Source organism: Microcystis sp. M144S2 (assembly GCF_020246065.1).
Classification (GTDB): Bacteria; Cyanobacteriota; Cyanobacteriia; order Cyanobacteriales; family Microcystaceae; genus Microcystis; species Microcystis ichthyoblabe_A.
In genome coordinates, this window is the sequence record NZ_JADBTR010000035.1 from 1 (window position 1) to 13545 (window position 13545).

Below are 13545 nucleotides of genomic sequence, written 5' to 3' on the forward strand. Positions count from 1 at the left end.
CTTTCAAGACTCGGTTAACAATTTGTAATATTCCTTGTTGACACCCTTACTGACAAAGAAAAAACTGAAATCAAGTCAGGATAAGGGTTGGAGTGCTTACTGCAAAAATTGTTAAGAAAGATCCCTATAAGGGATAGCCTTGATAAGGGGGGTGCCGATAGGCGGGGGTATCCCCCCTTAATCCCCCCTTAATAAGGGGGGCATCTGACAACTTTTAACGCCTACCTACTTATCTCTACAGGAGATTTATTTTGTGGGGCTGGGGGGCTAACCCATAATTTTGAGAAAGCGAGACTCAAGGATATTCCTTTGTATGCTAATCAACTATTTTCTGTTTTTCGCTGATTTCTGTTCTGGCAAATTCATCGGGTTTGTTAGCCATCTCGAAGTTACTTGCAACTATAGCGTTTCCTAAGCTAGTAAGGTACACCTATTTTCTTCCCTTTTGCCTTTTGCCTTTTGCCTTTTGCCTCTTGCCTCTTGCCTAAAACCCATAACTTTTGTACCTCAGCAGACTGAAAAACGCTATATCATTTTATCTAATCAATCATCAATGTCTTTGCGGAAAAAAGCCGATCCACTCCCCTTGACAGCAGCTTTTTTTGAATAATTAACTATATAGTGATATAATTATATTAATTTGGCTCAAGTGCCGAAGCTCATATCACATTTTTTAGATAATGTCAATAAATTTATGAAACGATTTCTATTATTATTTTGTGTTCTCGTCAGTTTTTTGCTATTTATTAGCCTTCAAATCGATTTTTCCTTGTCCGCACTAGCTCTAACTCGACAACAGCCAGAAGGACTGGGGCAGCTGTTGTATCAATCCCGTCATAGTTTGCGCGATGATACCGGTAGTCCTTGGCAGGTGGTGTTATTCAAACGAGTTAAAGATGGGGAAACGGTAGAAATTAGTTTGCGCTTGGTGGGATTTCCAGAGGGGATTGAGTTTCTTCACCCGGAAAGATTAACGATAACCACTGCTAAAGGCCAAATTTTAGCGGCTGAGGATGCTTTTGCCCAAGAATCACCCGCAGCTAACGTTGGTCAATACAAGATGCAGGATATCTTAACGCAGCTACCCGTTACCGAAGCGATCAAGCTTTCCTTACCCCTAGACAATCCCCGCTCTCTCAGTATCCCGACTCCCGTACTTTTAGAATGGCAAAGTCTGCTTTTTTCCGTAAATGTTTGACTTTTTGGGTTAGGGTGAAAGGTGGGGGAAATCCCAATCACCGACGATAAAAAAAATGCTCAATTAGCCACGGTTTCAGCTATCACCACTACAATAAAATCACTACCAAAATTTCAATTATCTGACTACAGTTCTAAAGCTTCGTAGATGTATAATTTATTCAGAAAACCGACGGTACTGAAGTGATAACTAGGTAAAGGGGGAGGGAACGATAATTCCGTTTGATAAACGCTGAAAATGAGAAAATTCTTTCTGGATGTGTTAGTGGCGATCGCTTCTTGTAAAAAAGGATTACCGGTATCCACCAACATTTTACAGTAACCCCGCAAGAGAGCTTGCACCTCGATGGAAGCTTGCGCCTGAGCGCAGACATTATCCTTAAGATAGCTAGTTAACCTCTGGGAAGCGTATTGTTCGTAATCTTGACGATTGGGGTTAGTTGTCAGCAATATTCCCGCAATTCCCCCTAAAACCACCCCTAACACCATTCCCCCTAACCGCGCCAATTTCATAAGCTCTCAAATCATCACTCACTTACCCTAACCATAGCCTGAATTAGGATAAAAAACCTCTTGTCAACCATTCGTCTTGTGCTATACTTGAAAAGGTGTACGGCGAGCGTAGCCAAGTGGTTAAGGCAGTGGATTGTGGTTCCACCACTCGGGGGTTCGAGTCCCCTCGTTCGCCCTCTTTTCAAGGATCGCTAATTCTTCCTTCCCTATATCTTCCCTTTCGACAAAGGATTTCTCGGCTGGTGAGAGAGAGTCTATCTTTCTCTAGAAAAGTCGCATTTCATCCATTGCTTAAAAAGACAATGGCTTTCATGCTCCCGTGTTATTTCGGTAAAATAAAAGTCCATCTTCCTAAGCACAATGACGAGAAAAGAACGGCCCCACTCGTGGTTCTCAAGAAAACCCTTGACCTGGCAACAATCGCGGGCTATGTGGCGCGATTTATGGTTAGAAGCGTCCCTCGATTTTCCCTATCTAGCTTTGATTGTTAGTTCTTGTGCGATCGCTACTTTTGGCTTAGTCGCTAATAGCGCGGCCGTGATTATTGGGGCGATGATTATTGCCCCTTTGATGTTGCCGATTCGTAGTCTAGCTTTTGGTGGTTTAATTGGTAGTTGGCGATTAATTCGTAAGTCGGCCTTGGCGATTTTAGTCGGTACGATTATCGCTTTAGTGATAGCTTGGTTCCTAGGATTATTGATCGGAATTTCCGAATTTGGTAGTGAAATTCAAGCCCGTTCTCAACCAAATCTTTTAGATTTAGGAGTGGCAATTACTGCGGGGGCAATCAGTGGTTATGCCAAAATAGAACCGAAAATTTCAGGTACTTTAGCGGGAACAGCAATCGCCGTGGCTTTAATGCCGCCAGTTTGTACGATTGGTTTAGGATTATCCCAAGGGAATTGGGTGCTGAGTTGGGGGGCAACTCTGTTATATATTACCAATTTATTAGGCATTGCTCTCTCCTGTTTGTTGGTCTTTTTGCTGGCAGGTTATTCTAATTTTCATCGGGCGCGTAACGCTCTAATTTTGACTTCTATCCTGACAGCAGTGCTGCTAATTCCGTTAGGAATAAGTTTTGCAACTCTGGCCAATCAAGCTCGTTTAGAAAGGTTGATCAAAAAAGCTTTATTACAACGAACGATTACTTTTCAACGGGCAGAATTATTGGAATCTTCGATTAATTGGCTCAATCAACCTCCCCGGGTGAAATTAGTAGTGAGAACCGCCGAAAGCATTACCCCCAGACAGGTAGAATTGTTGGAAGAATTTATTACTAAGGAAATGGGGCGACCTTTTCAATTAAATGTCTTGGTTTCTAAGGTTAATGAAGTCACTGCCCCAGAATAAAGTCGAGAAAATTAGCTCAAGTAAGTAGTCGTGCAAAATTAATTTCCTAGTGAAGATAGGCAAGAGGCAAGAGGTGGTTAGATATGTGTAATTAATTTTGCTTAGGTACTTAATGACAAACAAGGATTAATTTGCTATCTTAATGTTTGATATTTAATCTATAGGTAGGGTTCAGGTGAGTGGCGGCAATCGACCAGAAAGCACGGCTTATGTGCGGATAATTAAGCAATCTTGGCAAACGGGGAAATTAGAGGGAGAAGTGCGGACGGAACAATATCAATGGCGTTTTCAATGGCATTTTCTTCAAGGCAAGTTATTAGTACAACCTTCCCTAGGTAGGGCTTTGATTTTTGAACCCTTGAATCGGTTTTTAGAACGCTGCGATTATCAATTAGAACCGGGAGGAGATTATGAATTTACAGTGCGATCAAAATTTTAAATATGGGGGATTGAATTACAGCCTTTCTCCTAAGGATGAAGTTTAACCTAATTTGGCCTCATAAAAGGAAAACCTTGTACCTCATCATTAAGATAACAGCCTATTGAACAACAGAAATTGACGGTTTATGGACAACCCGGCCGAGATACTAGGTTTTTACAGGAAGTTTTTTGATTTAAATCCCACCGGTTAGGCTAAAATTCAGCCATACTAAAGCGTTATATTAACGATAAGAATTTTTAGGAATAAGGGAAATGACTCAAGGACAGAAGGTTTCAGTGGGTATTGTCGGCGCTTCCGGATATGGTGGCGTACAGTTGGTACGTTTGCTCAAAGAACATCCCTTAGTAGAATTAGTCTATCTGGGGGGCGATAGTAGCGCTGGGAAACCCTACAGTGATTTATATCCCCATCTCGGACATAGCATTAATCTTAATGTGGAGGCGATCGATTTAGACAGAATTGCCTCCCGTTGTCAAGTGGTTTTCTTGGGTTTACCCAATGGTTTAGCCTGTGATTTAGCCCCTCCTTTGATCGCTAAAGGGTGTAAAGTCTTGGATCTGTCAGCAGATTATCGTTTTACTAGCCTAGAAACCTATAGTAAATGGTATGGCAAGGAACGTCAGGACCAAGCGATCGCATCTACGGCTGTGTACGGTTTACCGGAACTTTATCGGGAAGATATTAAAAATGCCTCTTTGATCGGTTGCCCCGGATGTTATCCTACTGCTAGTTTAATGGCGATTTCTCCCCTGTTAAAACAGGGTTTAATTCTCCCGGAAACCACGATTATCGATGCTAAATCGGGAACTTCGGGAGGAGGAAGACAAGCTAAGATTAATATGTTATTGGCAGAAGCAGATAGTTCGATCGGGGCCTATAATGTAGCGGGAAAACACCGTCATACTCCCGAAATTGAGCAAATTTGCAGCGATTTAGCCGGTCATGAGGTGCGCGTCCAGTTCACTCCCCATTTAATGCCCATGGTTCGGGGTATCCTGTCCACAGTCTATGCAACTTTGCGGGATCCCAATCTGGTGCGGGATGATTTGATCACTATCTACAATGCTTTTTATCGCGCTTCTCCCTTTGTCAAAATCCTACCGGGGGGAGTCTATCCACAAACTAAGTGGGCCTGCGGTACTAATTTATGTTATCTCGGTATTGAAGTGGATCCGAGAACCGATCGAGTGATAGTAATGTCAGCGATCGATAATTTAGTTAAGGGACAATCGGGACAAGCGGTACAATGTCTCAATCTCATGATGGGTTGGGAAGAATCCCTTGCTTTGCCGCAAATGTGTTTTTATCCTTAAAAATTCGGCTTGGGCGCAAAGCTTGCGCCCCTACATTGCAGCCAGTATGATTGGTGAGGACCCATAGTGTACGCCCTCCCTTCGATCAGATTCGCTCATCACCATAACCTCTTAGCCAATCAATTCTAGAAACCTTGACTTATTCGACTGGGATCACCTAGAAAGGATCTTTCAGGAATCGATCCTTGAGTCGCTTCTGGGAGAATTTGCCAGTGTTGATCTAAAGCTTGTAACACCCGGTCCTGCTGATTTCTGAATCCCTCGATATTGCCACTACCAGCATTCATAATTACAAACCAAACTTTACCCCTTTCTTGGGTGGGAATTTCTCCGGCTAAGGCGCTAACTTGGGCTAAAGTTCCAGTTTTAATCATCACTCCTTTAGGAATGGCCCGCCACTGCATAGTTCCTTTGGTATCGCGTCCCCCCACCGGAAATAAATCAGCTACTTTGATCGGTTGATTGGCTAACTTGCGATCCAAGGCCTTGAGAATCTCAATAACTGCCCGGGGAGACAAGCGATTTTCTACCCCCAATCCCGAACCATTAATTAATTGAATTTCCTCCGCTCCTACCCCAGTAATTTTAGTATTAATTGCGTCCACTGCCGCCGGACCACCGAGCAGTTCCGCTAACATTTCTGACATGACGTTGTTACTATAAATATTCATCTGACGCAACAGTTCCGTTAAAGTTAAGGACTGATGACGCAATAATAATCGGGCATTTTCGGGGCGAATTTGACTGGCTCGAACCCTGCCCAAAATCTTCACCTGTGGGGCTTGTGTGCCGCTAGGAAGGCTCTGAAAAGCTTTTTGGCTTTCTTTTGACCATTTCGATTGATCAAGCCCAATTTTCAGCAATTCTCCCGCTTTGAGGGGATCGGTTTGAAAATTCATGGCGAATTGACCCGTAATGATCAGATCGCCTTTGACCTGACGGATGCCTAATTGATCGAGACCATTGCCCACTGCGATCGCTTCTTCCCAGACAAAGAGAGGATCTCCTGACCCTTCAATAATTAAATCTCCCTCTAACACCCCGTTTTTGACCTCTCCCGTTGTGTAAAAACGAGTAGCAAAACGATGATCGAGGGGCCAGGTTTCCACGGCGGCGAGAGTAGTGGCGATTTTGGTTAAAGAAGCCCCCGAAGCGGGCAGATTACCCTGATGATCGGCTAAATCAGCCCATTCCGTCTCAATTAAGACCCGTTGTTGACTAGAGTTTAAACCTTTTTTCGTCAAGTCTTGCAGATAATCGGCCACGATCGCCGCTACCCGGGGATCGGGAGCGGTGGGAAGGTCAAAAATAGGCTGATTTTGCCAAGAAATTAGGGGAATATTGGCGATCGGTTGGGATTGCCCCCCCAGCCAACCGAAGAGAAAGCCGAAAACTGCCAAATTAAAAACTGAGAACATCTTTTCCTTAATCGCAATGATGCCTTATTGTATAGAGATGATTGGTAATTTTTAACAATTGCTCGATCAGAAAACACTAATCCTCGATCGGCCAGCTTTTCTCAAGAGCTGCCGCTCAACTTATTAAAGATTTCTATCCCACTGACTCAATGGCAGAAACGGCATTAAATCGGGCAAGAATCGCGGTAGATGCGATGGGAGGTGACTACGCTCCCAACGAGATCATCGCGGGATCGATGCGAGCTTCCGAAGAATTAGATGTAGAAGTATTATTAGTCGGCGATTCTGAACGGATTGAGGCTTATTTCCAGCATCATCCCCGTCCCAAGAATCTCACGATCGTCCACGCAGAGGAAGTGGTGGCCATGGACGAAGAGCCGATCACCGCTATCCGTCGCAAACCAGCGGCCTCGATTAATGTGGCCATGGATTTAGTCAAACAAAATCGCGCCGATGCGGTGGTGTCCGCCGGTCACTCCGGGGCAGCCATGGCGGCGGCGTTACTGCGTTTGGGTCGTTTAAAAGGAATCGATCGCCCAGCGATCGGTGCGGTGCTGCCGACGATGTTGGCGGGTAAATCAGTTATTATCCTCGATGTCGGGGCGAATGTGGACTGTAAACCCAAATATTTAGAGCAGTTTGCTCTAATGGGAACAATTTACAGTAAATACGTTATGGGGGTTGAAGCTCCGAAAGTCGGTTTACTCAATATCGGCGAAGAACCCAGCAAAGGTAACGATCTCGCCCTAAAAACCTACGAATTATTAGAAAATAACCAGCAAATTCCCTTTATCGGCAATGCTGAGGGCCGGGATGTGCTATCGGGACAATTTGATGTGATCGTCTGCGATGGTTTTGTCGGTAATGTCCTGTTAAAATTTGCCGAAGCGGTGGGAGGAGTTATCCTACAAATTCTCAAAGAAGAATTACCTAGGGGGATACAGGGTAAAGTGGGGACGGCTTTAATTAAACCCAATCTTAAACAGATTAAACAACGCATGGATCATGCAGAACACGGCGGTGCGCTGTTATTTGGAGTCGATGGGGTCTGTGTGATCAGTCACGGCAGTTCCCAAGCACCTTCAATTTTTAACGCCATCCGACAGGCGAAAAATGCCGTCGATAATCGCGTTTCTGAGCGCATTCAAGCCTACAATGACCACCATCATCAATTAAAAGAGTTGTCGGTGAACGGTGAAGATTAAGCTGTCAACTGATAACTGATCACTGATCACTGAAAAGGGGGAATATTTTGAACGGATTCGGGGCAGCAGTCGTCATTACCGGTTGTGGTTCGGCCACACCAGCGCAATTTCTCAGTAATGAAGAACTCAGCCAAATTGTCGAGACTTCTGATGAGTGGATTAAAAGTCGCACCGGCATCGGTAAACGCCATTTAGCGGATCAATCGGTGTCTTTGAGCCAATTAGCGTCCCAAGCGGCTATTAAGGCTCTAGAAATGGCTCAGGTGTCGCCTAGGGACATCGATCTGATTCTCTTGGCTACTTCTACCCCCGATGATCTGTTCGGTAGTGCTGCCCAAGTTCAAAGTCAGATCGGGGCCAATCGGGCGATCGCTTTTGATCTAACCGCCGCCTGTTCGGGTTTTCTGGTGGGATTAGTCACCGCCACTCAGTTTATCCGTACTGGTACTTACCGCAATGTCTTGGTTATCGGGGCCGATGTTCTCTCCCGTTGGGTGGATTGGAACGATCGCGCTACCTGTGTCCTCTTTGGTGATGGGGCAGGGGCGGTACTTTGTCAAGCAAATGATACAAAAGATAACATTCTCGGTTTTGAACTCCATAGCGACGGCAGCCAGAATAGTTCTCTTAATCTCGCCTATCAGGGGGAGGAATTGCCCCTTAAGCAGGGGATAAGGGTTCAAAAAGGGACCTATAAGCCTCTAACAATGAACGGACGGGAAGTCTATCGTTTTGCCGTGGCGAAAGTGCCAGAGGTCATCGAAAAAGCTCTCTATCGGGCTAATTTAACCACCAGTGACATCGATTGGTTAGTTCTGCACCAAGCTAATCAAAGAATTATGGACGCGGTGAGCGATCGCCTGAAACTGCCTCCAGAAAAAGTGATCAGCAATCTCAGCGAGTATGGCAACACTTCCGCGGCCTCGATTCCTCTAGCTCTCGATGAAGCTGTCAGGAGTGGTAAGGTCAAAAAAGGTGATATTATTGCTTCTTCCGGCTTTGGTGCTGGTTTAACTTGGGGGGGGATTATCTTCCGTTGGGGAGATTAATTCAGTGATCAGTAACCAGTAAATAGCAAACAGTAAACAGTAAACTTAAAACTCACATCTGATAACTGATAACTGACCAAAACACAACTATCTATCTATTTTAAGAACTTATGAAAACAGCGTGGATATTCCCGGGACAAGGATCGCAAGCGTTAGGAATGATTGGAGATTTAGCGGAAAGTGCGCTTGGCCAAGAGAGATTAGAAATAGCAGAAAAAATCCTCGGTTGGTCGGTGTTAGAAAAATGTCAAGGGGATGAAGAAACCCTATCTCGTACTCTTTATACTCAACCTTGTTTATTTGTGGTGGAGAGTATTTTAGCGGATTTGTTGCAAGAAAAAGGTCATTTTCCCGATCTAGTTGCCGGTCATAGTCTCGGTGAATATTCCGCTTTGTATGCGGCCAGGGTGTTTAATTTTGAAACAGGATTAAATCTAGTTCAAAACCGTTCCCGTTTGATGGATGGGGCCGAAGGTGGTAAAATGGCCGCCTTAATGAAATTTGAGCGCACCAGTCTAGAGACAGTGATTAATCAGACGGAAAATGTAGTTATTGCTAATGATAATAGTGCCGAACAAGTGGTGATTTCTGGGACTCCTGAAGCGGTGGATTCGGTATTAGGTCAAGTGAAAGTTAAGCGGGCTATGCCGTTAAAAGTATCCGGGGCTTTTCACTCTCCCTTGATGGAAAATGCCGCTATTCAGTTTCAGCAGATTTTAGAATTAGTTAATTTCCAAACAGCGAAAGTTCCCGTGATTTCTAATGTTGATCCAAGCAATCCTACCCAGGACGGGGAACAATTAAAAAAATATCTAATCCAGCAGATGACTAGCTCGGTTCGCTGGCGAGAAATTATGTTAAAGTTGCCGGATGTGGGTGTGGAAAAAGCGATCGAAGTGGGACCGGGTAAAGTTTTAACTGGTTTAATTAAACGAACTACTCCCGCAATCGAGTTAGAAAATATTAGTCAATTAGCTGATATATGCAAGGGTAGCGAAGATGTTAAATTGCAGGGTTCATTAATTGGTGTTGGTTAAATTATCTAGCAATATTTTCGATGAAGGAAGTAAATTGATCGATACCTAGCCAAAAATTTGGTTAGGTATTTTTTTAGGAAACTATCATAACTTCTACTGTTTCTCCTGCTTGTATAGTAGTTTTACCCTGGGGAATTATGGCTAAAGCATTAGTACCCGCTAAATTAATTAAATTAGCCGAATTGTGTTGTCCGGAAGCGAGTTGAAATTGATAAACTCCCTCGATAATTTCTATTTTTCCCCAGAGATAAACTTCCCTTTGTCCCTTAGATTTGAGAGTATCGCGGGTGATAACTCGCAGAAATTTGTTCTGATAATCTGTCAATCCTGATAATTTTTTAATGGCCATTTGCACGAAGCGCCAACAGGAAACTAAAGCAGAGACGGGATTACCGGGGATACCAAAGTAAATACAACCGTTAGGAAAAGTAGCAAAGGTTAGGGGTTTACCCGGTTGAATAGCAACGCTGCGAATTAGAATTTCTGCTCCTAATTCCCCTAAAATTCCCTCGATATAATCGTAATCTCCCACAGAAACACCGCCGGTGGAAAGGACGATAGCACTAGAATTAATGGCTTTTCTGATAGTTTCTCTGAGAAGATCAGGATTATCTTTGATAATACCTAAAGGTCTAGGAATTGCGCCTAAACTGGCGACAAATGCGGTTAAAGCGTAGCGATTCGAGTCAATAATTTGACCTTTTTGCAGGGTTTCATCGGGATTAATTAATTCATCTCCCGTGGAGAAAATTGACACTTGGGGACGGGAAAAAACTGTTAATTCGGTAGCTTGTGCCGTGGCTAAAACTGCTATTTCTGGGGAATTAATGGCAGTACCGGCTTTTAATAAGGGATTTCCCGCTCGATAGAATGTGCCGCGTTGACGCACGAAAAGACCTATTTTTTCGGGAGGGATAAGAATTGCCACTCGCTCCCCTTTTTGTTGAGTATTTTCCTGCATAATAATCGTATCACTGCCGGCGGGTAACATCGCTCCCGTAAATATTCGGGCTGTTTCTCCTGGTTGAATAATTTTTTCTGGGGCTTTGCCGGCGGGAATTTCAGCGATAATCTTTAAAGTAACGGGATTTTCTGGGTTAGTGTCTTTGACATCCTCATAGCGGACAGCATAGCCATCCATTGCGGAATTATCCCAATAGGGAAAGTCTAAATCACTGCTGATATCTTCGGCTAAAATGCGCCCAAAAGCTGCCTCTAGAGAAACTTTTTCTGTTTCTGGTTGGGGTTGAATTTGAGTTAAAATTATAGATTCTGCTTCTTTGACTGAGTACATGGATTAAACAAATGAACCGATTAGCTAGATTAAGGGTGGAAGATATACAAGCTTGGATACAGGAAGTGCATTTATCGGATAGCAAGGGTCAGACTCCCTATTATATTCCGGTTTTGAACCAAGTTCATCCCGAGGTTTTCGCTCTCCAGATTCACTGTCTTGAGGGGGAGATTTTGTCTTGGGGGGACGAAACTGTAACTTTTCCTTTGATGAGTGTGATTAAACCTTTTTTGTTATTATATCTTTTAACTCATTTAGGGGAAGATGCTGTTTTTCGTCGCGTGGGAAAACAAGCTTCTAGTTATCCTTTTAATTCCTTAACTCAACTGCAAGAGGATCGAGGTTTTCCCCGTAATCCTATGATTAACAGTGGTGCGATTGCCTTGGCGGATTTATTAGCAGGATCAACGCCGGAATCTCGCTGTGAAAATTTGCTTTTATGGTTAAATGAAATGGGTAATTGTCAATTATTTCTTGATCGCTCTGTGCTTGAGTCTGTTCACTCCTATCCTAATACCCACAATCAAGCTTTAAGCTTAGAATTAGAAAAAAATGGTTATATCAGTCATCGTTATTTAGCTCTAGAAACCTACAATCAAATCTGTTGTTTATCTGGAAAAATTGCCGATCTTGCTAATTTAGGTAAGTTGATTTTAGCTGCTCCTTTTGGCGAAATTATTCTAGAAATTATGACTAATTGTGGACTCTATGAAGCTTCCCAACAATTCGCCCTTGAGGTAGGTTTTCCCACTAAATCGGGAGTCAGTGGCGCTTTATTATCAATTGTACCGCAACAGGGAGCGATCGCTTGTTATAGTCCCCTGTTAAATGAGCAAGGTAATTCAATTTTAGGACTTAATTTATTAACAAAAATAAGTCATTTTGTCAAGGAAAATTAATCTATGAAAATAAGCCTTAATTCCTCAAAAAAACACCGATTCTATTTGGTAATTATCTTGCTGATATTTATGGCTTTATGCGTCACCAGTTTATTTTTCCCCCTACCAGAATCTCTCAATTATGATGAAGGTTATCATTATGAAAGTGGACTAGAAATTCTCAGAGGTAGGGCAGCACAACGGGGCGATGAAGATATTTATCATCGCAATATTATGCCAGCTTCAGCGCTGCCTCCCCTAGTCGATCAAACAATACAAAATCTTTTTCATATCTCTAAATATCTAAACTTAGAAAATAAGTTTTTTGGACGGTTTGCCACGATTATTATCTCAGTAGTTCTAGCCATATATGTTTTTATCTGGTCAAAACAACTCTATGGATTATCAGCAGGATTCTTGGCTTTAATTATCTATATTCTCGACCCTAATATTATCGGGCATTCACGGATAATTACTCAAGATGTATTCGGAGCCGCCTCAATTTTTATTGCCAGTTACTATTTCTGGTCTTTCCTAAGATTTGGTGGCAGAAAAAATCTAGTTTTAAGTATATTAACTTTTGGAATTGCCCAGATTTGCCGCTTGACAGCCGTTTATTTAGTTCCCATCTATGTAATTTTAAGCGTAGGTTTTTACCATCGGGAAATTATTCAATCTATTCAACAGAAAAATATTTTAGTTATTCAACAAGGAATTAAGCGCAGTATTTTCTATATATTAGCTCTGATTTTATCAACAATGTTAATCATAAATATTGGTTATTCTTTCGAGGGAAGTGGCAGGCAATTAGGAGATTATCAGTTTCTCAGTCAGAGTTTTCAACGGCTGCAAACCAATCCTATCTTCAAATCTTTACCGATTCCTATTCCCGCCGCTTATTTGCAAGCATTAGATTTCGGAAAGTATAAACAAGAAACGGGTTTTGGTAGTGGAATGCCCTATCTTTTGGGACAGTTAGGATTTATAGTTGATCCAGTACAAGGATTTAAAATTAAGGGATTTCCCCAATATTTTCTGATTGCTTTTCTCTATAAAGTACCGATAGCTACCCAAATATTTATCTGGTTGGGATTTATCAGTTTATTTCTCTGGAGAAAACAGTTAAATTTTTGGCAGAATGAAGCATTTTTGATTATTCCCACTGTCTTATATTTCATCTTAATGAGTTCTAACACTGCTCAAATAGGTATTAGATATATTTTAATGATTTTCCCTTTTTTATTTGTCTTTGCTAGTCGTATTGTTACCAGTTGGGCAGCTTATAAAAGACCCTATCGCATTTTAATTATTGTCCTGACCCTTTACTTACTAATTTCCAATCTCTCCTATTTTCCCCATTATATTTCCTATTTTAACGAATTGGTTATTGATCGCAAAATGAGCTATCAAGTTCTGGCCGATTCTAATTTAGATTGGGGACAAAATAAAAATTATCTGCAAGACTATCTTCAAAAACATCCCAACGCTCTCTTTATTCGTTATGACCGAGATAATAAACTTAATTTAGTCATCGAGAATCAAAAAGTTGCACCCCCACAGGTTTCCCTCGATAATCCGATTAATTTACTGGTGATAGAAGCTAATCAATTAATCGGTATTACCACCGATTCTAACCATTTTTACTGGCTGCGTTCCAGTCGTAAACCTATTGATCATCTTGCTTATAGCTACCTAATTTTCAAGATTTCCAGCAATTCTCATTTTAAAAAGTAACAAGTGATACAGACAGAAACAAAGCTTTAAGCAAGCTACAAAATGCGCTCCCGCGAGTGCGACTGCATCGCAGAGAAGTGAGTATATAGAGTATTTATACTCAAAATATTTGAAA

12 protein-coding genes and 1 tRNA gene are annotated in these 13545 nt (G+C 42.3%); 10 read left to right on the forward strand and 3 right to left on the reverse strand.

The genetic code is table 11. The annotated features are described in order from the left end of the window. Positions 1 to 694: 694 nt before the first annotated feature. Positions 695 to 1198 carry a DUF3122 domain-containing protein gene (locus IM462_RS04675; RefSeq protein ID WP_287704704.1) on the forward strand — a complete coding sequence of 168 codons (504 nt, stop codon included), beginning with the start codon at positions 695 to 697 and terminating at the stop codon, positions 1196 to 1198. A 125-nt stretch (positions 1199 to 1323) separates the two neighbouring features. On the opposite strand, the gene IM462_RS04680 is transcribed toward IM462_RS04675, so the two are convergent. Then, the gene (locus IM462_RS04680) at positions 1324 to 1710 is read right to left on the reverse strand and encodes a DUF4359 domain-containing protein (RefSeq protein WP_287704707.1); all 387 of its coding nucleotides are present in this window, start codon (positions 1708 to 1710) and stop codon (positions 1324 to 1326) included. 102 nt (positions 1711 to 1812) lie between these two features. Here IM462_RS04680 and IM462_RS04685 point away from each other — a divergent pair. From IM462_RS04685 to argC, 4 genes are all read left to right on the forward strand, one after another. Beyond that, positions 1813 to 1885: transfer RNA gene (locus IM462_RS04685), tRNA-His, on the forward strand. Positions 1886 to 2070: 185 nt separating this feature from the next. Continuing rightward, on the forward strand, positions 2071 to 3060 hold the full coding sequence (locus IM462_RS04690) for a DUF389 domain-containing protein (RefSeq protein ID WP_287704709.1): 990 nt from the start codon (positions 2071 to 2073) through the stop codon (positions 3058 to 3060). Positions 3061 to 3235: 175 nt separating this feature from the next. Continuing rightward, positions 3236 to 3499, forward strand: a complete 264-nt coding sequence (locus IM462_RS04695; RefSeq protein WP_287704711.1) for a DUF3146 family protein — start codon at positions 3236 to 3238, stop codon at positions 3497 to 3499. Between the two features lie 254 nt (positions 3500 to 3753). Next, on the forward strand, positions 3754 to 4815 hold the full coding sequence (gene argC / locus IM462_RS04700) for an N-acetyl-gamma-glutamyl-phosphate reductase (RefSeq protein WP_287704713.1): 1062 nt from the start codon (positions 3754 to 3756) through the stop codon (positions 4813 to 4815). A gap of 125 nt (positions 4816 to 4940) precedes the next feature. On the opposite strand, the gene IM462_RS04705 is transcribed toward argC, so the two are convergent. Then, positions 4941 to 6233: a D-alanyl-D-alanine carboxypeptidase gene (locus tag IM462_RS04705; protein ID WP_287704715.1), complete on the reverse strand. Its 1293-nt coding sequence runs from the start codon at positions 6231 to 6233 to the stop codon at positions 4941 to 4943. 149 nt (positions 6234 to 6382) lie between these two features. Here IM462_RS04705 and plsX point away from each other — a divergent pair, with 149 nt between their 5' ends. The 3 genes from plsX (at position 6383) to fabD (ending at position 9524) form a co-directional block, all read left to right on the forward strand. Continuing rightward, entirely contained in the window at positions 6383 to 7438 is a 1056-nt protein-coding gene (gene plsX / locus IM462_RS04710; protein ID WP_149987675.1) for a phosphate acyltransferase PlsX, read from the forward strand. A gap of 47 nt (positions 7439 to 7485) precedes the next feature. Further along, on the forward strand, positions 7486 to 8487 hold the full coding sequence (locus IM462_RS04715; protein WP_287704717.1) for a beta-ketoacyl-ACP synthase 3: 1002 nt from the start codon (positions 7486 to 7488) through the stop codon (positions 8485 to 8487). Positions 8488 to 8597: 110 nt separating this feature from the next. Continuing rightward, on the forward strand, positions 8598 to 9524 hold the full coding sequence (gene fabD, locus IM462_RS04720; RefSeq protein ID WP_287704719.1) for an ACP S-malonyltransferase: 927 nt from the start codon (positions 8598 to 8600) through the stop codon (positions 9522 to 9524). Positions 9525 to 9597: 73 nt separating this feature from the next. On the opposite strand, the gene IM462_RS04725 is transcribed toward fabD, so the two are convergent. Further along, positions 9598 to 10818: a molybdopterin molybdotransferase MoeA gene (locus IM462_RS04725; protein ID WP_287704721.1), complete on the reverse strand. Its 1221-nt coding sequence runs from the start codon at positions 10816 to 10818 to the stop codon at positions 9598 to 9600. An 11-nt stretch (positions 10819 to 10829) separates the two neighbouring features. Here IM462_RS04725 and IM462_RS04730 point away from each other — a divergent pair, with 11 nt between their 5' ends. Both IM462_RS04730 and IM462_RS04735 read left to right on the forward strand, forming a co-directional pair. Further along, positions 10830 to 11717 (forward strand): glutaminase, encoded by an 888-nt coding sequence (locus IM462_RS04730; RefSeq protein ID WP_287704723.1) that lies wholly within the window; start codon positions 10830 to 10832, stop codon positions 11715 to 11717. Between the two features lie 3 nt (positions 11718 to 11720). Further along, positions 11721 to 13430 (forward strand): ArnT family glycosyltransferase, encoded by a 1710-nt coding sequence (locus IM462_RS04735; protein WP_287704725.1) that lies wholly within the window; start codon positions 11721 to 11723, stop codon positions 13428 to 13430. The last annotated feature ends 115 nt before the right edge of the window (positions 13431 to 13545 follow it).

Excerpts from the sequence above, each read along its gene's own strand:
- IM462_RS04675 (WP_287704704.1), top strand. The coding sequence starts at position 695 with ATGAAACGATTTCTATTATTATTTTGTGTTCTCGTCAGTTTTTTGCTA.
- IM462_RS04680 (WP_287704707.1), bottom strand. The coding sequence starts at position 1,710 with ATGAAATTGGCGCGGTTAGGGGGAATGGTGTTAGGGGTGGTTTTAGGG.
- IM462_RS04690 (WP_287704709.1), top strand. The coding sequence starts at position 2,071 with ATGACGAGAAAAGAACGGCCCCACTCGTGGTTCTCAAGAAAACCCTTG.
- argC (WP_287704713.1), top strand. The coding sequence starts at position 3,754 with ATGACTCAAGGACAGAAGGTTTCAGTGGGTATTGTCGGCGCTTCCGGA.
- IM462_RS04705 (WP_287704715.1), bottom strand. The coding sequence starts at position 6,233 with ATGTTCTCAGTTTTTAATTTGGCAGTTTTCGGCTTTCTCTTCGGTTGG.
- plsX (WP_149987675.1), top strand. The coding sequence starts at position 6,383 with ATGGCAGAAACGGCATTAAATCGGGCAAGAATCGCGGTAGATGCGATG.
- fabD (WP_287704719.1), top strand. The coding sequence starts at position 8,598 with ATGAAAACAGCGTGGATATTCCCGGGACAAGGATCGCAAGCGTTAGGA.
- IM462_RS04725 (WP_287704721.1), bottom strand. The coding sequence starts at position 10,818 with ATGTACTCAGTCAAAGAAGCAGAATCTATAATTTTAACTCAAATTCAA.
- IM462_RS04730 (WP_287704723.1), top strand. The coding sequence starts at position 10,830 with ATGAACCGATTAGCTAGATTAAGGGTGGAAGATATACAAGCTTGGATA.
- IM462_RS04735 (WP_287704725.1), top strand. The coding sequence starts at position 11,721 with ATGAAAATAAGCCTTAATTCCTCAAAAAAACACCGATTCTATTTGGTA.